21 protein-coding genes are annotated in these 22,925 nt (G+C 72.8%); 12 read left to right on the top strand and 9 right to left on the bottom strand.

The window, feature by feature from the left end:
• Positions 1-52 precede the first annotated feature (52 nt).
• Complete coding sequence (locus tag ACSU6Z_RS20410; protein ID WP_437047595.1) at positions 53-1,276, bottom strand: acetyl-CoA C-acetyltransferase; 1,224 nt, start codon at positions 1,274-1,276, stop codon at positions 53-55.
• Between the two features lie 146 nt (positions 1,277-1,422).
• Here ACSU6Z_RS20410 and mce point away from each other — a divergent pair, with 146 nt between their 5' ends.
• From mce to ACSU6Z_RS20375, 7 genes are all read left to right on the top strand, one after another.
• The gene (mce, locus tag ACSU6Z_RS20405; protein ID WP_437047594.1) at positions 1,423-1,863 is read left to right on the top strand and encodes a methylmalonyl-CoA epimerase; all 441 of its coding nucleotides are present in this window, start codon (positions 1,423-1,425) and stop codon (positions 1,861-1,863) included.
• Positions 1,864-2,099: 236 nt separating this feature from the next.
• Positions 2,100-6,113: a polarized growth protein Scy gene (gene scy, locus ACSU6Z_RS20400; RefSeq protein WP_437047593.1), complete on the top strand. Its 4,014-nt coding sequence runs from the start codon at positions 2,100-2,102 to the stop codon at positions 6,111-6,113.
• A 183-nt stretch (positions 6,114-6,296) separates the two neighbouring features.
• A complete protein-coding gene (locus ACSU6Z_RS20395) occupies positions 6,297-7,235 on the top strand; it encodes a cellulose-binding protein (RefSeq protein WP_437047591.1) in 939 nt (312 codons plus the stop codon).
• An 86-nt stretch (positions 7,236-7,321) separates the two neighbouring features.
• Positions 7,322-8,284 carry an ABC transporter ATP-binding protein gene (locus ACSU6Z_RS20390; RefSeq protein WP_437047590.1) on the top strand — a complete coding sequence of 321 codons (963 nt, stop codon included), beginning with the start codon at positions 7,322-7,324 and terminating at the stop codon, positions 8,282-8,284.
• A 2-nt stretch (positions 8,285-8,286) separates the two neighbouring features.
• A complete protein-coding gene (locus ACSU6Z_RS20385; RefSeq protein ID WP_437047589.1) occupies positions 8,287-9,057 on the top strand; it encodes an ABC transporter permease in 771 nt (256 codons plus the stop codon).
• A gap of 275 nt (positions 9,058-9,332) precedes the next feature.
• Positions 9,333-10,541 (top strand): ABC transporter ATP-binding protein, encoded by a 1,209-nt coding sequence (locus ACSU6Z_RS20380; RefSeq protein ID WP_437047588.1) that lies wholly within the window; start codon positions 9,333-9,335, stop codon positions 10,539-10,541.
• A complete protein-coding gene (locus tag ACSU6Z_RS20375) occupies positions 10,538-11,389 on the top strand; it encodes an ABC transporter permease subunit (RefSeq protein ID WP_437047586.1) in 852 nt (283 codons plus the stop codon). The genes ACSU6Z_RS20380 and ACSU6Z_RS20375 overlap by 4 nt, the downstream gene beginning before the upstream one ends.
• Before the next feature lie 23 nt (positions 11,390-11,412).
• On the opposite strand, the gene ACSU6Z_RS20370 is transcribed toward ACSU6Z_RS20375, so the two are convergent.
• Complete coding sequence (locus ACSU6Z_RS20370) at positions 11,413-11,745, bottom strand: ATP/GTP-binding protein (protein WP_437047585.1); 333 nt, start codon at positions 11,743-11,745, stop codon at positions 11,413-11,415.
• Between the two features lie 277 nt (positions 11,746-12,022).
• Between ACSU6Z_RS20370 and ACSU6Z_RS20365 the strand changes: the two genes are divergently transcribed.
• The gene (locus tag ACSU6Z_RS20365; protein WP_437047583.1) at positions 12,023-13,051 is read left to right on the top strand and encodes an LLM class flavin-dependent oxidoreductase; all 1,029 of its coding nucleotides are present in this window, start codon (positions 12,023-12,025) and stop codon (positions 13,049-13,051) included.
• Positions 13,052-13,135: 84 nt separating this feature from the next.
• On the opposite strand, the gene ACSU6Z_RS20360 is transcribed toward ACSU6Z_RS20365, so the two are convergent.
• The gene (locus ACSU6Z_RS20360) at positions 13,136-13,528 is read right to left on the bottom strand and encodes an SCO5389 family protein (protein WP_006130174.1); all 393 of its coding nucleotides are present in this window, start codon (positions 13,526-13,528) and stop codon (positions 13,136-13,138) included.
• Positions 13,529-13,819: 291 nt separating this feature from the next.
• Here ACSU6Z_RS20360 and nucS point away from each other — a divergent pair, with 291 nt between their 5' ends.
• A complete protein-coding gene (gene nucS / locus ACSU6Z_RS20355) occupies positions 13,820-14,491 on the top strand; it encodes an endonuclease NucS (protein ID WP_029382899.1) in 672 nt (223 codons plus the stop codon).
• An 84-nt stretch (positions 14,492-14,575) separates the two neighbouring features.
• On the opposite strand, the gene ACSU6Z_RS20350 is transcribed toward nucS, so the two are convergent.
• The 4 genes from ACSU6Z_RS20350 to ACSU6Z_RS20335 form a co-directional block, all read right to left on the bottom strand.
• Positions 14,576-17,254: an ATP-binding protein gene (locus ACSU6Z_RS20350; protein WP_437047582.1), complete on the bottom strand. Its 2,679-nt coding sequence runs from the start codon at positions 17,252-17,254 to the stop codon at positions 14,576-14,578.
• Positions 17,255-17,528: 274 nt separating this feature from the next.
• Positions 17,529-17,852, bottom strand: coding sequence for an STAS domain-containing protein (locus ACSU6Z_RS20345; protein ID WP_003997851.1), 324 nt, complete (start codon positions 17,850-17,852; stop codon positions 17,529-17,531).
• A 165-nt stretch (positions 17,853-18,017) separates the two neighbouring features.
• Positions 18,018-18,866, bottom strand: a complete 849-nt coding sequence (locus tag ACSU6Z_RS20340; protein ID WP_437047580.1) for a 3-hydroxyacyl-CoA dehydrogenase family protein — start codon at positions 18,864-18,866, stop codon at positions 18,018-18,020.
• Between the two features lie 126 nt (positions 18,867-18,992).
• Positions 18,993-19,634: a TetR/AcrR family transcriptional regulator gene (locus ACSU6Z_RS20335; RefSeq protein WP_437047579.1), complete on the bottom strand. Its 642-nt coding sequence runs from the start codon at positions 19,632-19,634 to the stop codon at positions 18,993-18,995.
• A gap of 79 nt (positions 19,635-19,713) precedes the next feature.
• Here ACSU6Z_RS20335 and ACSU6Z_RS20330 point away from each other — a divergent pair, with 79 nt between their 5' ends.
• Genes ACSU6Z_RS20330 through ACSU6Z_RS20320 form a run of 3 tightly spaced genes read left to right on the top strand, consistent with a single transcriptional unit; the run spans position 19,714 to position 21,876 of the window.
• Positions 19,714-20,532, top strand: a complete 819-nt coding sequence (locus ACSU6Z_RS20330) for an ABC transporter ATP-binding protein (RefSeq protein WP_437047577.1) — start codon at positions 19,714-19,716, stop codon at positions 20,530-20,532.
• Positions 20,533-20,540: 8 nt separating this feature from the next.
• On the top strand, positions 20,541-21,290 hold the full coding sequence (locus ACSU6Z_RS20325; protein WP_437047575.1) for an ABC transporter permease: 750 nt from the start codon (positions 20,541-20,543) through the stop codon (positions 21,288-21,290).
• A gap of 13 nt (positions 21,291-21,303) precedes the next feature.
• Positions 21,304-21,876 (top strand): cob(I)yrinic acid a,c-diamide adenosyltransferase, encoded by a 573-nt coding sequence (locus ACSU6Z_RS20320; protein WP_437047573.1) that lies wholly within the window; start codon positions 21,304-21,306, stop codon positions 21,874-21,876.
• Between the two features lie 216 nt (positions 21,877-22,092).
• On the opposite strand, the gene ACSU6Z_RS20315 is transcribed toward ACSU6Z_RS20320, so the two are convergent.
• Both ACSU6Z_RS20315 and ACSU6Z_RS20310 read right to left on the bottom strand, forming a co-directional pair.
• The gene (locus ACSU6Z_RS20315) at positions 22,093-22,281 is read right to left on the bottom strand and encodes a DUF5708 family protein (protein WP_437047570.1); all 189 of its coding nucleotides are present in this window, start codon (positions 22,279-22,281) and stop codon (positions 22,093-22,095) included.
• Positions 22,278-22,859: a hypothetical protein gene (locus ACSU6Z_RS20310; protein ID WP_437047568.1), complete on the bottom strand. Its 582-nt coding sequence runs from the start codon at positions 22,857-22,859 to the stop codon at positions 22,278-22,280. Before ACSU6Z_RS20310 ends, ACSU6Z_RS20315 begins: the two co-directional genes overlap by 4 nt.
• Between the last annotated feature and the right edge of the window lie 66 nt (positions 22,860-22,925).

Below are 22,925 nucleotides of genomic sequence, written 5' to 3'. Positions count from 1 at the left end.
ACAGCTCCGTTCCCGAGAAGGAGAAGGTAGGTCGGCCGGCCCGAAGACGCCGTCAGGCCTTCGGTACCCGCACGATCAGCGCGTCACCCTGTCCGCCGCCCCCGCACAGCGCCGCCGCGCCGACCCCGCCGCCGCGCCGCTTCAGCTCCAGTGCCAGGTGGAGGACGAGGCGCGCCCCGGACATCCCGATCGGGTGACCCAGGGCAATGGCACCGCCATTGACATTCACCTTTTCGGAGGAAACGCCGAGATCCTTCATTGACTGCACGGCGACGGCCGCGAACGCCTCGTTGATCTCGATCAGATCGAGGTCCGAGACCTCCAGCCCCTCCTTCTTCAGGGCGTGCAGGATCGCGTTCGACGGCTGCGACTGCAACGAGTTGTCCGGCCCGGCCACGTTCCCGTGGGCGCCGATCTCGGCGATCCAGTCCAGCCCCAGCTCCTGCGCCTTGGCCTTGCTCATCACGACCACGGCCGCGGCGCCGTCGGAGATCTGCGAGGACGACCCGGCGGTGATCGTGCCGTCCTTGGAGAAGGCCGGCCGCAGCTTGCCCAGCGACTCCGCCGTCGTGTCCGGGCGGATGCCCTCGTCCTTGCTGAACAGCACCGCGTCGCCCTTGCGCTGCGGGATCTCCACCGGCGTGATCTCGGCCTCGAAGACGCCGTTCTTCTGGGCGGCGGCGGCCCGCTGGTGGGACAGCGCGGCCACGGCGTCCTGCTCCTCGCGCCCGATGCCCAGCCGCGCGTTGTGCCTCTCGGTGGACTCGCCCATGGCGATGCCCTCGAAGGGGTCGGTGAGCCCGTCGTACGCCATGGCGTCGAGCATCTGGACGGCGCCGTACTTGAAGCCCTCGCGCGACTTGGGCAGCAGGTGCGGGGCGTTGGTCATGGACTCCTGCCCGCCGGCGACGACGACGTCGAATTCGCCGGCGCGAATGAGCTGGTCGGCGAGGGCGATCGCGTCCAGGCCCGACAGGCAGACCTTGTTGACGGTGAGCGCGGGGACGTTCATCGGGATGCCGGCCTTGACGGCGGCCTGTCGCGCCGGGATCTGGCCCGCGCCGGCCTGCAGCACCTGGCCCATGATCACGTACTGCACCTGGTCGCCCCCGATGCCCGCACGGTCGAGGGCGGCCTTGATCGCGAAGCCGCCGAGGTCGGCCCCGGAGAAGGACTTCAGCGAGCCGAGCAGCCGCCCCATCGGAGTGCGGGCACCGGCGACGATGACGGACGTCGTGCCGTTGGCCCCGCCGGTTCCAGAGGTTCCAGAAGACATGAGCTGCGATCTCCTTACCGGCCCGCAGGCCGAGGAGTGAACGAGGGTTTACCCGAATGTACTGAGCGGTATCCCGCCCGTCACCGGGCTGTCGGTGTGATCGCGCGCACGTTGCGTAATCACCTCCGGAGCGCTGCACTGAATCCATGCTGACGCGAATCGACCACATCGGGATCGCCTGCCGCGACCTCGACGCCACCGTCGAGTTCTACCGTGCCACGTACGGCTTCGAGGTGTTCCACACCGAGGTCAACGAGGAGCAGGGCGTGCGCGAGGCCATGCTCAAGATCAACGATACGTCGGACGGCGGCGCCTCGTACCTCCAGCTGCTCGAACCGATTCGCGAGGACTCCCCCGTCGCCAAGTGGCTCGCCAGGAACGGCGAGGGCGTCCACCACATCGCCTTCGGCACCGCGGACGTGGACGGCGACGCCGCGGCCGTCCGCGACAAGGGCGTACGCGTCCTGTACGACGAGCCCCGGCGCGGTTCCATGGGGTCGCGGATCACCTTCCTGCACCCCAAGGACTGCCATGGCGTCCTGACAGAACTGGTCACTTCCGCGCCGGTTGAGGCACCTGAGCACTGACCCTCGCGCGAAGGGGCCGGTAGGGTTGGGCGCGGTCGCCGCTCAGTCCAGGGTGACCCGGTCCTGCCACCGCCAGGTGACGGGACCGCCGGGGACCGGGTTTCGGGGAACAAGCGCCGGGGCGGCAACCCATGCTCCGCGGTTGATCTGACACCATTCCCCGGGAGCCCCGTCCGGCGGACGGTCGGGGGCTCGTTCGGAGAGTTTTGCGACCAGGGGACGGATGGGACCGCGCAGTGCGGGGCTACGAGAGCCAGGAGCGAGAGCCGGCGGCTGACGTCGACCACCTCTCTCGGTTCGAGGCCGAGATGAAGCGGCTGAGGACCGAGCGGGAAAAGGCGATCCAGCACGCCGAGGACCTCGGCTACCAGGTCGAGGTGCTGCGCGCCAAGCTGCACGAGGCGCGCCGCACCATCATGTCCCGGCCCGCCTACGACAGCGCCGACATCGGCTACCAGGCCGAACAGTTGCTGCGCAACGCGCAGATGCAGGCCGACCAGATCCGCGCCGACGCCGAGCGCGAGCTGAGCCAGGCCCGGGCGCAGACCCAGCGCATCCTCCAGGAGCACGCCGAGCAGGCGGCCCGCCTCCAGGCGGAGCTGCACCAGGAGGCGGTGACCCGGCGCCAGCAGCTCGACCAGGAGCTGGCCGAGCGCCGGCAGACCGTCGAGTCGCACGTCAACGAGAACGTGGCGTGGGCGGAGCAGTTGCGCGCCCGTACCGAGCAGCAGGCCCGCCGGCTGCTGGAGGAGTCCCGCGCGGAGGCCGAGCAGTCCCTGGCCACCGCCCGCGCGGAGGCCGAGCGGCTGACCGCCGAGGCCCGCCAACGCCTGCGGAGCGAGGCCGAGGCCGCCCGCGCGGAGGCCGAGCAGCTGCTGCGCCGCGCCCGCGCGGACGCCGAGCGGCTGCTGAACGCCGCCTCCACCCAGGCCCAGGAGGCCACCGACCACGCCGAGCAGCTGCGCACCGTCACCGCCGCCGAGTCCGAGGCCGCCCGCCGTCAGGCCCAGGAGCTGAGCCGGACCGCCGAGCAGCGCCTGGCCGAGGCGGACACGGCGCTGCGCGAGGCCCGCGCCGAGGCCGAGAAGCTGGTCGCCGAGGCGAAGGAGGCCGCCGCCAAGGCGCTGGCGAGCGCCGAGACGGCCAACGAGCAGCGCACGCGCGTGGCCAAGGAGCAGGTGGCCCGGCTGGTCGGCGAGGCGACGAAGGAGGCCGAGGCCACCCGGGCGGAGGCCGAGCAGCTGGTCGCCGACGCCCGCGCCGAGGCCGAGAAGATCGTCGCCGAGGCCACCGAGAAGGCCCGCACACTCGCCGCCGAGGAGACGGCGACGCAGCTGTCGAAGGCCGCCAAGACCGCCGAGGACGTCCTCAACAAGGCGTCGGAGGAGGCCAAGAAGACCACCAAGGCCGCCGCCGAGGAGGCCGAGCGGATCCGCAAGGAGGCCGAGGCCGAGGCTGATCGGCTGCGCGCCGAGGCCCACGACATCGCCGAGCAGCTCAAGGGCGCGGCCAAGGACGACACCAAGGAGTACCGCGCCAAGACGGTCGAGCTGCAGGAGGAGGCCCGCCGGCTGCGCGGCGAGGCCGAGCAGCTGCGCGCCGACGCCGTCGACGAGGGCGACCGGATCCGCGCGGAGGCCCGGCGCGAGGCCGTGGCGCAGATCGAGGAGGCGGCCAAGACCGCCGAGGGGCTGCTCGCCAAGGCCAAGGCGGACGCGGACGAGCTGCGGCAGACCGCGACCGCGGACAGCGAGAAGGTCCGCACCGAGGCCATCGAGCGGGCCACGGCGCTGCGCCGGCAGGCCGAGGAGACCCTGGAGCGCACCCGCGCGGAGGCCGAGCGGCACCGCACGGAGGCCGCGGAGCAGGCCGAGGCGCTCAAGGAGGACGCCGAGCGGGCCGCGCGCGAGCTGCGCGAGGAGACCGAGCGGGCGATGGCGGCCCGGCAGACGGAGGCCGCCGAGGAGCTGACGCGGCTGAAGTCGGAGGCCGAGGAGCGGCTCGCCGCCGCCGAGCAGGCGCTGGCCGAGGCGCGCGAGGAGGCCGCGCGGATCCGCCGGGAGGCCGCCGAGGAGAGCGAGCGGCTGCGCGCGGAGTCCGCCGAGCGGATCCGTACGCTCCAGCAGCAGGCCGAGGCGGAGGCCGAGCGGCTGCGCACCGAGGCCGCCTCGGACGCGTCCGCGTCCCGCGCGGAGGGCGAGGCCGTCGCCGTACGCCTGCGTTCGGAGGCCGCGGCCGAGGCGGAGCGGCTGAAGACGGAGGCGCAGGAGAGCGCGGACCGGGTGCGGGCGGAGGCCCAGGCCGCCGCCGAACGGCTGGCCGCGGAGGCGTCGGAGACGCTGTCCGCCGCGCAGGAGGAGGCCGCCCGGCGCCGCCGCGAGGCCGAGGAGCTGCTGGGCGCGGCCCGGCAGGAGGCCGACCAGGAGCGCGAGCGGGCGCGGGAGCAGAGCGAGGAGCTGCTCGCCTCGGCGCGCAAGCGCGTGGAGGACGCGCAGGCCGAGGCGACCCGTCTGGTCGAGGAGGCCGACCGCCGCGCCGCCGAGATGGTGTCGGCGGCCGAGCAGCACGCCCAGCAGGTGCGCGACTCGGTGGCCGGGCTGCACGAGCAGGCCCAGGAGGAGATCGCCGGGCTGCGCAGCGCCGCCGAGCACGCGGCGGAGCGTACCCGCCGGGAGGCCGAGGAGGAGGCGGACCGGGTCCGTTCCGACGCCTACGCGGAGCGGGAGCGGGCCGGCGAGGACGCCACCCGGCTGCGGCGCGAGGCGCAGGAGGAGGCCGAGGCCGCCAAGGCGCTCGCCGAGCGCACGATGTCCGAGGCGATGGCCGAGGCGGAGCGGATCCGCACGGATGTCGCCGAGCACGCCCAGCGGGTGCGCACCCAGGCGTCGGACACGCTCGCCGAGGCCGACCAGGCGGCGGCGCGCACCCGGGCGGACGCCCGCGAGGACGCCAACCGCATCCGGTCGGACGCGGCGGCGCAGGCGGACACGCTCATCACCGAGGCGCGCAGGGAAGCCGAGCTGCTGACCACGGAGACGGCCGCCGAGACCGAGCGGATCCGCACCGAGACGGCCGCGGAGGCCGAGCGGGTGCGCACCGAGGCGGCCGCGAAGGCCGAGAAGCTGGTGGCGGACGCCACCGGGGAGGCCGAGCGGGTCCGCGCGGAGGCGGCCACCGAGGCGGAGCGGCTGCGGACCGAGACGGCCGCGGAGGCCGAGCGGGTGCGCACCGAGGCGGCCGCGAAGGCCGAGAAGCTGGTGGCGGACGCCACCGGGGAGGCCGAGCGGCTGCGCGCCGAGGCCGCCGAGACGGTCGGCTCCGCGCAGCGGCACGCCGAGCGGACCCGCACCGAGGCGGAGCGGGTCAAGACCGACGCGGCGGCGGAGGCCGAACGGGTGACGACCCAGGCGCGCGAGGAGGCCGAGCGCACCCTGGACGAGGCCCGCAAGGACGCCAACAAGCGGCGTTCGGAGGCGGCCGAGCAGGTCGACAAGCTCATCGCCGAGACGACGGCCGAGGCGGACAAGCTGCTCACCGAGGCGCAGCAGCAGGCGCTGAAGACCACGGCGGACGCCGAGTCGCAGGCCGACACGATGGTGGGCGCGGCCCGCAAGGAGGCCGAGCGGATCGTCGCCGAGGCGACGATCCAGGGCAACACCCTGGTGGAGAAGGCCCGCTCGGACGCGGACGAGCTGCTCGTCGGCGCCCGCCAGGACGCCACCCGGATCAGGGAGCGCGCCGAGGAGCTGCGCGATCGCCTCACCACCGAGATCGAGGAGCTGCACGAGCGGGCCCGCCGTGAGGCCGCCGAGGCGATGAAGTCGGCCGGTGACCGGTGCGACGCCCTGGTCAAGGCCGCCGAGGAGCAGCTCGCCGAGGCGGAGGCGAAGGCCAAGGAGATCGTCTCGGAGGCCAATTCCGAGGCCGGGAAGGTGCGGATCGCCGCCGTCAAGAGGGCCGAGGGGCTGCTGAAGGAGGCTGAGCAGAAGAAGGCCACGCTCGTCAAGGAGGCCGAGACGATCAAGGCCGAGGCGGAGCGGGAGGCCCGGCGCACGGTCGAGGAGGGCCGGCGCGAGCTGGAGGCCCTGGTGCGGCGCCGCGAGGACATCAACGCGGAGATCTCGCGGGTCCAGGACGTGCTGGAGGCGCTGGAGTCCTTCGAGGCGCCGCCCGCGGGCAAGGACGGCGGGGTCAAGGCGGGCGCGACCGTGGGCGCCCCCCGATCGGGTGGCAAGTCGTCGGACAAGTAGCGAGGAGGTGCAATTCCGGTGTCTGCTAGAGCCTTTGGCTCTACGTTTGGCAAGCCGTCACCCGGTTAGCCACTCAAAAGGGGTGTCATTCTCCCCACCAATCGGGCTTCTGCTCGATGACACACCGCCCAAACCCCTAGGATTCCCCCTATCACCTCACCGGTCTCTTTCGACAGGAACCCCATGAGCGACACTTCCCCCTACGGCTTCGAGCTTGTGCGGCGTGGGTACGACCGCGCTCAGGTGGACGAACGTATCTCCAAGCTCGTCTCCGACCGTGACAGTGCTCTCGCCCGCATCACCGCTCTGGAGAAGCGCATCGAGGAGCTCCACCTCGAGACCCAGAACGCTCAGGCCCAGATCACCGAGGTCGAACCGTCGTACGCGGGTCTCGGCGCCCGGGTCGAGAAGATCCTGCGCCTGGCCGAGGAAGAGGCCAAGGAACTGCGTGAGGAGGCCCGGCGCGCGGCCGAGCAGCACCGCGACCTCGCCGAGTCGGCGGCCCAGCAGGTGCGCAACGACGCCGAGGTGTACGCCGCCGAGCGCAAGGCGAAGGCCGAGGACGAGGGCGTGCGGATCGTCGAGAAGGCCAAGAGCGACGCCGCCCAGCTGCGGGCCGAGGCGCAGAAGGACGCCCAGTCCAAGCGGGAGGAGGCGGAGGCCCTCTTCGAGGAGACCCGCGCCAAGGCCGCCCAGGCCGCCGCCGACTTCGAGACGAACCTCGCCAAGCGCCGCGAGCAGTCCGAGCGGGACCTGGCCGCCCGTCAGCAGAAGGCGGAGAAGCGGCTGGCGGAGATCGAGCACCGGGCCGAGCAGCTGCGCCTGGAGGCGGAGAAGCTGCGCACCGACGCCGAGCGCCGTGCCCGCCAGACCGTCGAGACGGCGCAGCGCCAGGCCGAGGACATCGTGGCCGACGCCAACGCCAAGGCCGACCGCATCCGTTCGGAGTCCGAGCGTGAGCTGGCGGCGCTCACCAACCGCCGCGACTCCATCAACGCGCAGCTGACGAACGTGCGCGAGATGCTGGCGACCCTCACGGGTGCCGCGGTGGCCGCCGCCGGCACGCCGTCCACGGACGACGATCCGGTCTCCCGCGGGGTGCCCGCCCAGCAGTCGCGGTAACGCGTCGACGCACTTCGGCCGAAAACCTGCGGGGCCCTCTGTCATTGCGGTGGCAGAGGGCCCCGTCCCGTTCTAGCGTGGGCGGCATGATCGAGCTCGAGGGGCTGACGAAGCGGTACGGCGAGAAGGTGGCGGTCAACAACCTCACCTTCACCGTCAGACCCGGCATCATCACCGGCTTCCTCGGGCCCAACGGGGCGGGCAAGTCGACCACGATGCGGATGGTGCTGGGGCTCGACCGGCCCACCGCCGGGGACGTGCGGATCGAGGGCAAGCGCTACGACGAGCTCAAGGACCCGCTGACGTGCGTCGGCGCCCTGCTGGACGCCAAGGCCGTGCACGGCGGGCGCAGCGCCTACCACCACCTGCTGTGCCTGGCGCAGGCCAACGGCATCCCGTCCGCCCGGGTGCACGAGGTGCTGGACGTCGTCGGTCTGACGGCGGTGGCGAGGAAGAAGGCCAAGGGCTTCTCGCTCGGCATGGGCCAGCGGCTGGGCATCGCCGCGGCGCTGCTGGGCGATCCGCGGATCCTGATGTTCGACGAGCCGGTCAACGGCCTGGACCCCGAGGGCATCCACTGGATCCGCAACCTGATGAAGTCGCTGGCCGCGCAGGGCCGTACGGTCTTCGTCTCCTCCCACCTGATGAGCGAGATGGCGCTGACCGCGGACCACCTGGTCGTCATCGGCCAGGGCCGGCTGCTCGCCGACACCTCGATGGCCGACTTCATCGCGCAGAACTCGCGCAGTTACGTCCGGATCCGCACCCCGCAGCGGGAGCGGCTGCTGGACGTGCTGCACGGGGAGGGGATCACGGTCGCCGAGAGCGGTGCCGAGGTGCTGGAGGTGGACGGCGACAAGTCCGAGCGGATCGGTGAGCTGGCCGCTCAGCACCAGATCGTGCTGCACGAGCTGAGCCCCCAGCGGGCCTCGCTGGAGGAGGCGTTCATGCGGTTGACGGCGGAGTCGGTGGAGTACCACGCCCACGGCGGGCGGCCCCCCGGACAGCAGCCGGGGCAGCAGTGGGGCACCGAGTGGAGGAGGGGCTGACCATGGCCACGGCACAGGTCGTCCGGTCCGAGTGGACCAAGATCCGGTCGGTGGCGTCCACGGTGTGGACGCTGTCCCTCGCGGCGGTCGTCACGATCGCCCTCGGCATGCTGATCTCGGCGCTGTCGAGGAGCGAGTACGGCGACATGGGCCCGCAGGACCGGCTCTCCTTCGACCCGACGTTCACCAGCTTCGCCGGGATGAGCCTGGGGCAGCTCGCGATGATCGTGTTCGGGGTGCTCGTGGTGGCCAACGAGTACAGCTCCGGCATGATCCGCACCTCGCTGGCGGCCGTGCCGCAGCGCGGCACCTTCCTGTTCGGCAAGGTGGCGGTGGCCTCCCTGCTGGCACTGGTGGTCGGGATGGCCACCAGTTTCGCCGCCTTCTTCCTCGGGCAGGCGATGCTGGGCGACCTGAAGGCGTCGATCGGCGATCCGGGCGTGCTGCGGGCGGTCATCGGCGGCGGTCTGTACATGACCCTCATCGCGATGTTCTCGATGGGCATCGCCGCGATGCTGCGCTCGCCGATGCTGTCGCTCGGCATCCTGATGCCGTTTTTCTTCCTGATCTCCAGCGTCCTCGGCACGGTCGACGTGACGCAGAAGGCGGGCCAGTTCCTGCCCGACCAGGCCGGCAGCAAGATCATGCAGGTGGTCCTGCCGGCCGACGACGACACTCCCTACGGCCCGTGGGGCGGCCTCGGGATCATGGTGCTGTGGGTGGCCGCGGCACTGATCGGCGGTTACGTGGTGCTCAAGCGCCGCGACGCCTAGGGTCTTTCGTTTGGATCGGGTCGGATCAGGGAGCGGGACCCGGTGCCGTGCATCGCAAGGCGGAGGAGGGCGCCATGGCGAAAGCCATGGCAACCGACGACGACGCGGCGAGGCACGGCACCAGGCCCCGCGAGCCCGGCATGATCCAAACGAGAGGCCCTAGCGACGGCCGGCTTTTGCCCGCTCCCGAGGGGAACCGTCAGCGGCTCGATATGCTCCTAACCCTTACGGGGGCATGTGCCCCGCTGTCCTGAACTTTTCGATGGGTGCGGAGCATGATCGAGGCTGTCGGCCTGACCAAGCGCTACGGCGACAAGACCGCTGTGTACAACCTGTCCTTCCAGGTACGGCCGGGTGCCGTCACCGGCTTCCTCGGGCCCAACGGGTCGGGCAAGTCGACCACGATGCGCATGATCCTGGGCCTGGACAATCCCACGTCCGGGCGCGTCACGATCGGCGGCTACCCGTACCGCAAGCTGCCCAACGCCCCCCGCCAGGTGGGCGCGCTGATCGACGCCAAGGCCGTGCACGGCGGCCGGTCGGCCCGCAGCCACCTGCTGAGCCTCGCCCAGCTGTCGGGCATCCCGGCCCGGCGGGTGGACGAGGTGCTCGGCGTGGTCGGCCTCCAGGACGTGGCCAGGAAGCGGTCCAAGGGCTTCTCCCTCGGCATGGGCCAGCGGCTCGGCATCGCCGCCGCGCTGCTGGGCGACCCCCAGGTGCTGCTGTTCGACGAGCCGGTCAACGGCCTCGACCCCGAGGGCATCCTCTGGGTGCGCAATCTGATGAAGGCGCTCGCCGCGGAGGGCCGTACGGTCTTCGTCTCCTCCCACCTGATGAGCGAGATGGCGCTGACCGCGGACCACCTGATCGTCATCGGACGCGGGCAGCTGCTCGCCGACATGAGCGTGCGGGACTTCATCTCGGCCAATTCCGCCGGCTTCGCCCGGGTCCGGACGCCGGACACCGAGCCGCAGCTGCGCGAGAAGCTGTCCGCCGCGCTCACCGAGGCGGGCGGGCAGGTCCTGCCGGAGCAGGACGGCGCGCTGCGGGTGACGGGGCTGCCGCTGCCCCGCATCAGCGACATCGCGCACGACGCCGGCGTACGGCTGTGGGAGCTGTCGCCGCACCAGGCCTCGCTGGAGGAGGCGTACATGCGGATGACGCAGAGCGCCGTGGACTACCGCTCCACGACCGACCAGAAGGCCGGTCTGCGGCAGCCCCCGCCGCCCGGCGCGCAGCCGCCGGTGCCGGTGCCCGGCCAGGGCCAGCCCGGCTGGTACGCCCCGCCGCCGCCCCAGCACGCGGCGCCCGGGCCGGCGGCACCCCCGCAGCCGGTGCCGCAGCCCGCGCCGGGCCAGGCGCCCGCGGGCCCGTACGCGCAGCCGGCCGCGCCGCAGGCCCCGGCGCAGCCGCCGACCGCCCCCGCACCCGCACCCGCCCCCGCTCCCGTCACCGACCCGACCAAGTCCGAGGACGCCCGATGAGCACGCCCCAGCCCCCGATGCCGCAGGCCGCGCCCGGCCCGTCGTACCCCTCCTACACCTCGCCGATCCCGGTGGTGCGCACGCACCTCGGACACGCGATCGCCTCCGAGTGGACGAAGATGAAGTCGGTGCGCTCCACGATGTGGACGCTCGGCGTGTTCGTGCTGCTGGTGGTCGGCATCGGCCTGCTGACCGGCGTGGTGGTGTCGAGCTCCTCGTCCGACCTGTCCGGTGAGAACGCGCTGTCCCTCGGCATGTTCGGCCTGCTGCTCGGCAGCATGTGCATCATCACGCTCGGCGTGCTGACCACGGCCTCGGAGTACGGCACCGGCATGATCCGCACCACCATGACCGCCTGCCCCAGCCGCGGCCGGGTGCTGGCGGCGAAGGCGGTGGTGTTCTTCCTGGTCGCGTTCGTCGTGACGCTGGTGTCGTCCTCGCTCGTGGCCTTCCTGCACGTGGCCATGTTGGAGAGCAAGGGCGCCGAGGACCCGACGGGCGGCGAGTGGCTGAAGGCCACCGTCGGCGTCTCCCTCTACATCGCCCTGCTCGGCCTGCTCTCGCTCGCCGTCGGCTCGATCGTCCGCCACTCGGCGGGCGCCATCACCCTCATGATCGGAGCCGTGCTCGCCCCGCTGGTGATCGCGCTGTTCATGTTCGCGCAGTCGCTGGCGGACGTGCGCCAGGCCCTGCTGGAGTACTCGATCCCGAACCAGCTCAGCGTCTTCTACACCCAGTCCCTCAGCGACTCCGGCCCGTCCGGCTGGGACCCGCTGTGGATCGGGCTGGGCGCGACGGCCGCCGCCTTCGCCGGCGCCTTCGCGCTGCTGGAGAAGCGGGACGTGTGAGGCGCCGACGCACTGACGACCCGTCAGAACCGCGGCGCGTTACGGGACCGCTGCACCCGCGTGGTGCGGCGGTCCTTCGCGTTCCAGCAGGCCCGGTGCCAGTGCCGGCGGTCGTCGACCCCCGCGTACTGCGGCCAGGCCACCACGTGCGCGACGCCGTCGGGGATCAGCTGGTCGCAGCCGGGGCAGCGGTACGCCTTGCCCTGCGCGCTCGCCCCCGCCACGTGCCGTACGCTCCACTCCTCGCCCCGCCAGCTCTCGCTGGACTGCCAGCCGCCGTAGCGGCCGGGGCGGTCGTCCTCGGCGCTCCGGCCTGAGGAACCAGCTCCCTTGGGTCGGTTACGACGCGGGGACACAGCACACCTCACGGGGCTATACGGGAAGTACGGACTGCTTCCAGCCTACGCGGCGCGCACCGGGGCACGCGCACGGCGCACACCCCGGCCCTCCCGGGCACGTGCACGGCGCGCGCCTCGGACCTCCCGCGGCCCCGCGGACGGCGCGGCGCCCCAGCGGCGGCCCGCTCTGCAGACAATCCGCAAATCCCCCGCCCCGACCGTGTCCTCGGTACGTGTCGGACGGTTATGCCCGATGGGGGAGCTCCGCGTCGGAGCCAGGAAGCAGGAAAAGCACATGCGTGTGGGAAGTTTCGTGTTGGCGGCCCAGTTCCCCGGCCAGGGCCAGGGGGAGACGCTGCACCGCGCGGTCCGCTCCGCCGAGGTCGCCGAGGAGGCCGGGCTCGACTCGGTCTGGCTGGCCGAGCACCACTTCGTGCCCTACGGCACGTGCCCGTCGGCCGTCACCCTGGCCGCTCTCCTGCTGGGCCGCACCCGGCGGATCCGGATCGGCACGGCGGTCAGCGTACTGCCCACCACCCACCCCGTCACCCTCGGCGAGCAGACCGCGCTGCTGCACCTCACCAGCGGCGGGCGGTTCTCGCTGGGTGTGGGGCGCGGTGGGCCGTGGGTCGATCTGGAGGTGTTCGGCGGTGGGCTGGAGGCGTACGAACAGGGTTTCCCCGAATCGCTCGACCTGCTGATGCGCTGGCTGCGCGAACCGGCGGTGGGCGCGGACGGCGAGCGTTTCCGCTTCCGCGAAGTCACCGTCGTGCCGCGGCCGTCGGAGGCCCTGACCGACACCCCGGGACCGGAGGTCGTCCTCGCCTGCACCTCGCCCGGGAGCGTGCGCCTGGCGGCCGAGCGCGGGCTGCCGATGCTGCTCGGCATGCATGTCGGCGACGAGGAGAAGGCCGAGATGGTCATCCAGTGGCAGCGGCACGCGCGGGCCTGCGGGCGGCCGGCGGAGGAGATCCGCGGCGCGGCCCACGTCTCGGCCGGGGTCTGCCAGATCGCGGACCGGCACACGGACGCGGCGGAGACGCTGCTGAAGGCGATGCCCGGCTGGCTGCGGTACGGACTCGACGCCCATGTCACGGTGGACGGCCGGGCCCGGCGGATGCGCGACCCGCTGGCGTACACGGAACTGCTGTGCGGACTGCACCCGGTGGGCACGCCCGAGCTGTGCGCCGACCGGCTCGCGGCGACCAGCGAGCGGACCGGCATCAGCCGTTTCGCGCTGCTCGTCGAGGGCTCCGGCGATCTCGCGGCGACCGAGGAGAACGTGCGGCGCCTCGGGGCCGAGGTACTGCCCCGGCTGCGCTGAACCGCCGGGTCCGGCGGGGAGCTTGCCGCTCCGGTGCGTACCGTACCTCCCGCGTACGGAGCGGCAAGCCGACGTCCCTCCGCGTCAGCAGTCCCGGAGCTCCGGCGATTGGTTCAGCAGCTGACTGCGCACCGAGGTGAAACGGGCCAGCGTCTCGTCGACGGATGAGTCCAACGGGAACACCGCCACCCGGTGGCAGTTCTGGAAGGCCAGGCGTACACCGAAGTGCCGCTGCAGCGCGCCGCGTATCGCGTCACTCGCGAGCGCACGCAGCAGCTGACCGCGTGCCTGCTCGTCCGGCGGGGGCGTCTGGTTGTCGGCGAAGGCTCCGCCGTCGACCTTCAGCTGTGCCACCAGGGAGCTGATCATCTCCCATGCGTAGGGCAGGGAGGTCCGGACGCAGTCGACGAAGTCGGCTTCGTCGACCTCGCCTCGCTCGGCCTGTTCCAGTAGGGCCGGTGAGACGTCGAGCGACATGGGTTCTCCTCTCGCACCCCCGACCAGCAGGGGTTGCCGGACAGTAAGGGAAGTCCGCGAAAACGCACACGCTGTGTACACACCCCGCGACCTCCCGTTCAATACCGTAAGCACCCGGGCGAGGCGGCACCAGGAGAACGCCCAGATCAGCACCAACCCGTAGGCACACAATCGGCCAGTGCTCAACACGGGTCTAATGGGAGAAGTGGGGCGCCCCGCCGGCGGCCCGCCGGCCCGGCGGCAGGGGTGCGGATCGCGTCGGGGCGGACCGGTCGAGTAGCGTTGCCGACCATGCGTCTCGTCATTGCCCGCTGCTCCGTCGACTACGCCGGGCGGCTCACCGCCCACCTTCCCTCGGCGCCCCGCCTGATCCTGGTCAAGGCGGACGGCAGCGTCTCGATCCACGCCGACGACCGGGCCTACAAGCCCCTCAACTGGATGTCGCCGCCCTGCACGCTGAAGGAGGGCACCGGCGACGACGAGGGGGTGTGGACCGTCGTCAACAAGGCGGGCGAGAAGCTCATCATCACGATGGAGGAGATCCTCCACGACTCCACGCACGAACTGGGCGTGGACCCCGGCCTGATCAAGGACGGCGTGGAAGCGCACCTCCAGGAGCTGCTCGCCGACCGCATCGAGACGCTCGGCGAGGGCTACACCCTGATCCGCCGCGAGTACCCGACGGCCATCGGCCCGGTCGACATCCTGTGCCGGGACGCCGACGGGCAGACCGTCGCCGTCGAGATCAAGCGGCGCGGCGAGATCGACGGCGTGGAGCAGCTCACCCGCTACCTGGACCTGCTGAACCGCGATCCCCGCCTGGCGCCGGTGCGCGGCATCTTCGCCGCCCAGGAGATCAAGCCGCAGGCCCGCGTCCTGGCCACCGACCGCGGGATCGGCTGCCAGGTGCTGGACTACGACGCCCTGCGGGGCATCGAGGACGACAAGCTGCGGTTGTTCTGACCGCGCCACGACCGTCGGGAGGGCCGGGTCCGTCGAACGGACCCGGCCCTCCCGCGTGCTCACGCGGCCCGGGCGGGCGGGGCGTCAGACGAAGACGTCCGACGCGGAACCGGACCCGCTCGGGGATCCGCCGCTCCCCGGCGCGCTCGCCGTGGTGCTCGCAGGACCGCTGGGGGCCGGGCCGCTGGCCGAGTCGGTGGTCGACGGCGGAGGCGGCTCCTCGGTACTCGGCGGCGGGTTCTCGGAACTGGGCGGCGGGTTCTCGGAACTGGGCGGCGGGTTCTCGGAACTCGGCGGCGGGTTCTCGGTACTCGGCGGCGGGTTCTCGGAGCTGGGCGGCTTGCCGGGACTCGACGGCTTCCCGGACGTCGGCGGCTTGCCGGAGGAGGGCGTGGACGTCGGGTCGTCCGGGTCGCCCGGCTCCCGCGTGCCGCTCGGATCGTCCGACGGCTCGCCCGAGCCGGTGGGCGTCGGGTCGTCGGAGGTGCCCAGGGTGCCGTCGGGGCCCGGGTCGGTGGGCCGGCCGACGGCCGGTCCGCCGCCGGATCCCTCGCCCTGGTCGCTGTCCGCCCGGTCGGCGCCCAGGCCGCCGTCGCCGGTGCCCTGGCTGGCGGACGGGTTGACGCCGACGTGGTCGGAGGGTGCGCCGCCCTCGTTGTCGGACGTGGCGCCGAGGGTGACGACCGTGCCGAGCACCGCGACGAGCAGCGCGCCCGCGCCCGCCGCCACGAGGTTGCGCCGGGCGAATCCCTTGATGCCGCCCTGCGGCGCGCGGGCCGGGCCGGGGGAGGCGGCGCTGCGCTGGGTCACCAGGGCCGGGCTCTGGGCGGGCGGCCTGAGCGGCGGGAAGGCCGCGGGTGCGCCCTTGGGCGGTGACGCCGACTCCTCGTGCCGGGCGTCGGGCACCTCCTCCCCCGCGGTCGGGCCGAAGCCCGCCGCCGCGGCGCCGAGGCCGGAGCCGGACGGAGGCGTGGTGACGCCCCCGGCTCCGGGGCCGGGTGTGTCACCGGACCGGTCGGCGACCAGGGCGAGGGCGCGGCGGCCGGCGACCGTGCCGCGCTTGTCGGCGAGCGCGCCGCGCAGACCGATGGACGCCTCCAGCTCCGCGCGGGCCCGGTCCAGGTGTCCCTCGCACAGTGCGAGGATGCCGAGCTCGTGGTGGAAGTAGGCCTGCTCGGCCACGTCACCGGCGAGCCGGGCGGCCTCGCTGCCGGCGCGCAGGGCCCGCTCCCAGGCACTCCAGTGCAGCCCGGCGGCGAAGGCGGGCGCCGCCGTGCGGGCCAGCGCCACGGCGGGGCTCTCGGCGCCGTCCTCGGCGCCGTCGTCCGGCCGGGCCGTGGCCGGTGCCAGGACCGCCAGGGCGGCCAGTACGGCGTCGGCCTCGGCGCAGACGCGTTCCGGGGTGACCGAGGGGTGACCGGCCCACCAGGCGTAGTGCCGGGCGGCGGTCAGGGCCCGGCCGGTGGCGTCGTCGGCGTAGCCGGCGGCCTCCAGCTGGATGAGCACCCCGGCGGCGAGCCGGTAGCGGGAGCCGACCGGGGAGATGAGACCGCACTCGGCCAGCTCGCCGAGGGCGGCGTCCGCGTGGGTGTCGCCGACCAGGGCGGGCAGGTGCGCCTGGTGCGGCACCTCGCCGCCGAGCGCGACGGCGAACTCCAGGACGGCGCGGGCGCAGGCGCTCAGGTGCGAGGCGAGCAGCGGCGCGGGCGCGGCGGCCTCGCCGAGCGACGGCAGGCGGGCGCCGGCGCGCTCGGCGGCGTCGCGGGGTGCGTCCTCGCGCTCGGTGGCGTCGCGGGGTCCGGCGTCCGCCGGGTGGTCGTCGGAGAAGACGCCGAACTCGTCGGCGGCGTCGGTCCCGGCCCGCAGCCGGTCGCGCCGGCGCAGCAGGGCGCCGGCCTGGACGAAGCGCAGCGGCAGGCCCTCGGACTCGAACCAGAGGTCGCCGGCCCAGGTGGCCTCGTCGTCGGTGAGGACGCGGCCGACGGCGCGCTCCAGCAGTTCCACGCCGTCCGCGCGCTCCAGGCCGTCGAGGAGGACCTCCTCGACGGCGGATCCGGCGGACGGGGCGGGAACGTCCGGGGTGGCGCCGATCAGGAACGCGCACTCGGGGGTGGCGTCCAGCAGCTCGTCGAGCGCGGCACCGCCGAACTCGATGTCGTCGAGGACGACGACCGCGCCGATCTCCCGGACGTACGAGAGCAGTTCGTCGCGCTCGGGGCGGTGCAGGGGCGCGCGGTGGACGGCGTAGAACAGGTCGTAGAGCAGCTCGTCGGCCGTGCGGCGGAAGCCGCTGAGGCGGACGACGCCGTCCGGGGCGAGGTCGGCGCAGTCCTCGGCGACGAGGTCGAGCAGGCTGGTGCGGCCCGCGCCGGCCGGTCCGGTCAGGCGTACGGAACGACCGCGGGCCAGCAGCCGCACCAGCCGCTCGCGTTCCTCCTGACGGGCCACCAGCGGCAGCGCGGGCTGCACCGGCCCCGGCGGGACGGGCGGTTTGGCGGCACGGTCGGTCTCGGCCCGTTCGGCCGCGGTGAGCTTCTCGGGGCGCGCGGGCCGTTCCCCGGGCGGGCAGAGCTCGATCTCGCTGCCGTCGACGGGGTTGACGGTGAGCAGGTAGTCGCCGGAGACGAGCTGCACCGTACGGGCGAGCGCGGGCGCGTGCTGTCCGAAGTCGGAGGTGAGGGATTCCCTGGGCGGGCGCGGGCGCGGCGCGCTGCCGTCACCCTCGTGGCCGTGGTCCTCGGGGTCCCGGTTGTTCGGGTCCATAGGTTCAAGCCCCCCAAAAGCGTCGTATGTCCAACAAGCCCCTCCCGGCCTTGCCGCACACCGCGCTGTCGCTTCTGGTCCGGGCCCGCTTGAGGGTTTCGAGGCAGCGGGCAGCCGAACCTTAAACCTTTGCTCAGTATCTCCGACAATCCGGGTTCCCGTGCTGCCCGAGACGTCACAGTCTCGTGAGGATTGCGTGCACCGAACCTTTCGCCGGGAGGGGCCCGGCCTCCCCCGCCCCGACGACCCCCTGCCGCCCCCTCGGGCACACGGGTCACACCCGGGGCAGGGACTCCACTCCGATGCCGCCCTCGATGGCCAGGATCCGGTGCAGCCGGGTGGCCACCAGCAGACGCTGCATCTGCGGCGGCACGCCGCGCAGCACCAGCCGCCGGCCGCAGCGGCCGGCCCGCCGGTGGGCCCCCATGATCACTCCGAGCCCGGTGGCGTCCCAGGAGTCCAGCTCTGACAGGTCGAGCACCAGATCGCCGGCGCCGTCGTCGACGGCCGAGTGCAGGACCGTACGGGCGTCCGCCGCGCTGCGGACGTCGAGGCGGCCCCCGACGACCAGCTCGGCGTGGTCGCCCCTGATGTGCATATGCGCTCCCCGTGTGCGTGAGTCGTGAGTGCGGTGTCGTACTCCGTGATGGGTGAAAAACGGTGTGCAACCTGTGACTGCGTTAACCGATCGTCGGTTGCCATCCGTGAGCGAACCGATACCGAATTCACCCCGGGGTGTGACGTTTTCCGGGCGGTCGCGGTGTCAGTGCGTGTAGAAGCCCTGCCCGCTCTTGCGGCCGATGTCACCGGCGTCCACCATCCGGCGCATCAGCTCGGGGGCGGCGAACTTCTCGTCCTGGGACTCGGTGTAGATGTTGTCCGTGGCGTGCAGCAGGATGTCCACGCCCGTCAGGTCGGCGGTGGCCAGCGGCCCCATGGCGTGGCCGAAGCCCAGCTTGCAGGCGAGGTCGATGTCCTCGGCGGTGGCGACGCCCGACTCGTAGAGCTTGGCGGCCTCCATGACGAGGGCGCAGATCAGACGGGTGGTCACGAAACCGGCGACGTCGCGGTTGACGACGATGCAGGTCTTGCCGACGGACTCGGCGAACTCCCGGGCGGCGGCGAGCGTGGCGTCACTGGTCTTGTGCCCGCGCACCAGCTCGCACAGCTGCATCATCGGCACCGGCGAGAAGAAGTGCGTGCCGACGACCCGCTCCGGGCGCTCCGTGACCGCGGCGATCTTGGTGATCGGGATGGCGGAGGTGTTGGAGGCGAGGATCGCCTCGTCCTTCACCAGCTTGTCGAGCGCGCGGAAGATCTCGTGCTTGACGTCCAGCTTCTCGAAGACGGCCTCGACGACGACGTCCGCGTCGGCGGCGGCGTCGAGGTCGGTGGTCGGGGTGATGCGGGCGAGCGCGGCCTCGGCGTCCCCGGCCGCGAGCCTGCCCTTGGACACGAACTTGTCGTACGACGCCTTGATCCCGTCGGTGCCGCGGGTGAGCGCCGCGTCGGTGACGTCGCGCAGGACGACGTCCCAGCCCGCCTGGGCGGAGACCTGGGCGATGCCGGACCCCATGAGGCCGGCTCCGATGACGGCGAGCTTCCGTGCCACTGTGCGACTCCCCTGGTACGCGCTGTCCTTGCTTCCCTCGGCCGGACATTAGCGTTCGCGCGGGGCTGTGTGACCGGTTAGTAACGCGCGTCACGTCTCACATGACGGACATCACACCGGGGAGGGTCACTCCGCGCCCCGGACGGCGTAGGTGAGCACTTTCCCGCTCAGCAGCCCCTCCATCTCGTCGAGCAGCACGAGCATCTCGCGGGAGACGGCCGCGGGGGTGCCGCCGGCCAGCATGCGCTGTCCGATGCCGGTCATCACCGTGCTGTGCAGCCAGTTGATCTGACCGGCCATCAGGGCCGGCACGGGATCGTCCTCGGCGGCGCCGGTCTCCTCCCGCAGGGTCCGTTCCAGGTCGAGGAGGACCTCCTGGCCGATGGCCCACATGCGCGAGCGCAGGGCGGGCGAGTCCTGCACGACCCGCATGAACTTCGCGTACCCCTCCATCAGGCCGACCCGGGGCGACACCGCCTCGACCTCCTCGCGCAGCTCGCGCAGGACCGCCTCGGCGGCCGACTCGCCGTCGCGCCGGCCGCGCACCCAGCGCGAGAGGCGGTCGACGACTCCCTTGGACCGGTCGAGGAAGAGGTCCTCCTTGGCCGGGAAGTAGTTGTAGACGGTGTTGACGGAGACGTTCGCGGCCTCGGCCACCTCGGCGACGGTCACGGCGTCGAAACCGCGTTCGATGAACAGGTCCGTGGCGACATCGGAGATGTACTGCCTGGTCTGCCGCTTCTTTCGTTCCCTGAGTCCCTCGGCCATGCCCGCATCCTAACTTCGCTGGACCCGCTGAAAACTTGGGGACATTGCAAAATTTAAGAGACTCTGTTTTTCTGGGGCCATGGCAATCATCAGTACGGCCGGCCTGGCCCGTACCTTCCGGACCAGGAACGGCCCCGTCCAAGCCGTGCGCGGCATCGACCTGACCGTGCGCGAGGGGGAGATCCTCGGCTTCCTCGGCCCCAACGGCGCCGGCAAGACCACCACCCTGCGGATGTTGACGACGCTGCTCGCGCCGACCGGCGGCACGGCCACGGTCGCCGGCCACGACCTGGCGACCGACCCCGCCGGGGTGCGCCGGTCCTGCGGGTACGTGGCGCAGTCCGGTGGCGTCGACCCGCAGATCACCGTGCGGGAGGAACTGGTCACCCAGGGCCGCTTCTACCGCCTGCCGAAGGCGGTGGCCGCCGAGCGCGCCGAGGAACTCGCCCGCGACCTGGACCTGGCCGAGCTGCTGGACCGCAGGTGCGGCGCCCTCTCCGGCGGTCAGCGCCGGCGCCTGGACATCGCCATGGCGCTCACCCACCGTCCGAGGGTGCTCTTCCTGGACGAGCCGACCACCGGGCTGGACCCCGGCAGCCGCGCCGGCCTGTGGGAGCTGGTGCGCCGGCTGCGCGACGAGCACGGCACGACCGTGTTCCTGACCACCCACTACCTGGACGAGGCGGACGCTCTCGCGGACCGCCTGGTCATCGCCGACCGGGGCGTGGTGGTCGCCGAGGGCACCCCGAGCGCCCTGAAGCTGGCGCACGGCGGCTCGATCGACGCCACCCTCCAGGACGCCTTCCTCGCCATCACCGGCCGCGGCCCCTCCCCCGGTCCCGAACAAACCCGGCCGGGGGGACCCCCGTCGGCCGGCACCGCCCCCATCGCCGTATAGGACCCCGCATGCTGCTGCACGACACCGCTCTCGTCTACGGCCGCTATCTGCGCCAGTCGCTGCGCTCGCGTTTCGCGCTGCTCTTCGGCGTGCTGATGCCGCTGCTGTACCTGCTCTTCTTCGGGCCGCTCCTCACCGACCTGCCGCTGGGCGGGCGGGGCAGCTCCTGGCAGGTGCTGGTGCCCGGACTGTTACTGCAACTCAGCCTGTTCGGAGCCTCGTTCGCCGGATTCATGATCATTTTGGAGAAGGGCCAGGGGGTGGTCGAGCGGATGCGCGTCACCCCCGCCAGCCGGCTGGCGCTGCTGCTGGGCCGGGTGCTGCGGGAGGCGACGGTGTTCGTCTTCCAGGCGGTGCTGCTGGTGCTGGCCGCCGTGGTGATGGGCCTGCGGGCCCCGCTGCCCGGCGTGCTGATCGGCTTCGCGTTCGTCGCGCTGCTCACCGTCTCGCTGGCGTCACTGTCGTACGCGCTGGCGATGAAGGTCGCCACCCCGCAGGGGTTCGGGCCGGTGGTCAACGCGCTGACCATGCCCGCGATGCTGCTGAGCGGCCTGATGCTGCCGATGACGCTGGGCCCGCGCTGGCTGGACGTGCTCTCCCACTTCATGCCGCTGCGGTACCTGGTGGACGCCATGCGGGACGCGTACGTCGGCCGGTACGCCACCACGCACATGCTGTACGGCGCCCTGGTCGCCGTCGGCCTGACCGTGCTGTCCGTGGCGGTCGGCACGCGCGTGTTCCGCACGGCCGGGGCGTAACTACTCTGGGCCCATGGTCAATCTGACGCGCATCTACACCCGGACCGGCGACCGGGGCACCACGGCCCTCGGCGACATGAGCCGGGTCCCCAAGACCGACCTCAGGATCGCCGCGTACGCCGACGCCAACGAGGCGAACGCGGTGATCGGCACGGCGATCGCGCTGGGCGGACTGCCCGAGGAGGTCGTCGAGGTCCTCGTCCGCGTCCAGAACGACCTGTTCGACGTGGGCGCGGACCTGTCGACGCCGGTGGTGGAGAACCCCGAGTACCCGCCGCTGCGGGTCGAGCAGTTCTACGTCGACCGGCTGGAGGCGGACTGCGACCGCTTCAACGGGGAGCTGGAGAAGCTGCGCTCCTTCATCCTGCCCGGCGGCACGCCCGGCGCCGCCCTGCTGCACCAGGCGTGCACGGTGGTCCGCCGGGCGGAGCGCTCGACGTGGGCTGCGCTGGAGGTCCACGGCGAGACGATGAACCCGCTCACCGCGACCTACCTCAACCGCCTGTCCGACCTGCTGTTCATCCTCGCCCGGACGGCGAACAAGGAGACCGGGGACGTGCTGTGGGTACCGGGCGGGGAGCGTTAGGCGTACCGCCCCGCGAGGCCGGGAAGCGGCGTCCGGCGCACGCCCCGGATGTGCCGGCCGAAAGCCCCCGTACCGGACGCGCCCGGGGTTTCGGCCGGCGCGGCGAGAGCGCGCACCGGGCGTCGCGACGGGGCCTGCCCCGCCCGCCTCGGCCCCGAGGGGCCGCCCGGCCGCTCCCGCCGTGCGCCCGCGGGCGGGAGCGGCCGGACGGCGCGCCTAGGACCGGGCCCGCACCGACCGGCCCAGGCCCCACAGGAGTTGCGCCGCACCGACGCACATCAGCACCAGGCCGACCTTGACCGGGGTGATCACCGGGACCTCCACGCCCCCGGTGAACAGCCACAGCACCAGTCCGATCACGGCGGTGACGGCGCCCTCGACGATCATCCTCGACGTGCGGGTCATCGGCGCGCTCCCTCCTTCCCCCGTGCGGCCACGGCCGTCCCGGTGCCGGGCTCCGGGGCCTTCTTCGGCCAGATCACGTACGCCAGCGCGACCAGTCCGTGGATGCCGGCCACCCGCCAGGCGAGGTACTGCCAGCTCTCCAGGGAGGCCGTGCGGCCCGGGTCGTCGACGTACCACATGGCGAGCCGGAGCAGTCCGGTCGCCACGGCCGCGGCGACGACCGTGCCCAGCCAGACCCTGCCCTCGTACCGGGCGCGGGCCATGCCGTAGCGCGGGGGCGGCAGCGGGCGGCCGTCGACGCGGTGCGCCGCGTGGCCGTCCAGCCACTTCACCGTGCGGTGACCGTGGCCGACGGTGTAGCCGATGTACACCGCGGCCAGGCCGTGCTTCCAGCTCGGTTCGGCGCCGTTCCTCAGGTCCGCCGCGGTGACGGCCAGCAGGACCACCTCCAGCAGCGGCTCGCACAGCAGCAGGGCCATGCCCGTGCGCCTCATCCCGAGCAGGTAGCGGAAGGCGAGGCCCGCCGCCAGCAGCACCCAGAAGCCCACCTCGCAGGCGATGACCAACGCGACGATCACGACGTGCTCCTTTCGGTCCCCCCTCCAGACTCCCGGTGGAAGCGGCACCGGTCGTCGTCGGCGGCG

It is taken from the genome of Streptomyces sp. enrichment culture (assembly GCF_964273145.1).
Taxonomy (GTDB): Bacteria; Actinomycetota; Actinomycetes; order Streptomycetales; family Streptomycetaceae; genus Streptomyces.
This window is presented reverse-complemented; position numbering and strand designations above follow the sequence as displayed.

Bases quoted from the DNA above. Each gene is read 5' to 3' on its own strand.
- mce (WP_437047594.1), top strand. From the start codon at position 1,423: ATGCTGACGCGAATCGACCACATCGGGATCGCCTGCCGCGACCTCGAC.
- ACSU6Z_RS20315 (WP_437047570.1), bottom strand. From the start codon at position 22,281: ATGACCCGCACGTCGAGGATGATCGTCGAGGGCGCCGTCACCGCCGTG.
- ACSU6Z_RS20360 (WP_006130174.1), bottom strand. From the start codon at position 13,528: ATGTCGCTCGACGTCTCACCGGCCCTACTGGAACAGGCCGAGCGAGGC.
- ACSU6Z_RS20350 (WP_437047582.1), bottom strand. From the start codon at position 17,254: ATGGACCCGAACAACCGGGACCCCGAGGACCACGGCCACGAGGGTGAC.
- ACSU6Z_RS20385 (WP_437047589.1), top strand. From the start codon at position 8,287: ATGGCCACGGCACAGGTCGTCCGGTCCGAGTGGACCAAGATCCGGTCG.
- ACSU6Z_RS20320 (WP_437047573.1), top strand. From the start codon at position 21,304: ATGGTCAATCTGACGCGCATCTACACCCGGACCGGCGACCGGGGCACC.
- ACSU6Z_RS20395 (WP_437047591.1), top strand. From the start codon at position 6,297: ATGAGCGACACTTCCCCCTACGGCTTCGAGCTTGTGCGGCGTGGGTAC.
- ACSU6Z_RS20365 (WP_437047583.1), top strand. From the start codon at position 12,023: ATGCGTGTGGGAAGTTTCGTGTTGGCGGCCCAGTTCCCCGGCCAGGGC.
- ACSU6Z_RS20330 (WP_437047577.1), top strand. From the start codon at position 19,714: ATGGCAATCATCAGTACGGCCGGCCTGGCCCGTACCTTCCGGACCAGG.
- nucS (WP_029382899.1), top strand. From the start codon at position 13,820: ATGCGTCTCGTCATTGCCCGCTGCTCCGTCGACTACGCCGGGCGGCTC.
- ACSU6Z_RS20345 (WP_003997851.1), bottom strand. From the start codon at position 17,852: ATGCACATCAGGGGCGACCACGCCGAGCTGGTCGTCGGGGGCCGCCTC.
- ACSU6Z_RS20335 (WP_437047579.1), bottom strand. From the start codon at position 19,634: ATGGCCGAGGGACTCAGGGAACGAAAGAAGCGGCAGACCAGGCAGTAC.
- ACSU6Z_RS20380 (WP_437047588.1), top strand. From the start codon at position 9,333: ATGATCGAGGCTGTCGGCCTGACCAAGCGCTACGGCGACAAGACCGCT.
- ACSU6Z_RS20390 (WP_437047590.1), top strand. From the start codon at position 7,322: ATGATCGAGCTCGAGGGGCTGACGAAGCGGTACGGCGAGAAGGTGGCG.
- ACSU6Z_RS20375 (WP_437047586.1), top strand. From the start codon at position 10,538: ATGAGCACGCCCCAGCCCCCGATGCCGCAGGCCGCGCCCGGCCCGTCG.
- ACSU6Z_RS20325 (WP_437047575.1), top strand. From the start codon at position 20,541: ATGCTGCTGCACGACACCGCTCTCGTCTACGGCCGCTATCTGCGCCAG.
- ACSU6Z_RS20410 (WP_437047595.1), bottom strand. From the start codon at position 1,276: ATGTCTTCTGGAACCTCTGGAACCGGCGGGGCCAACGGCACGACGTCC.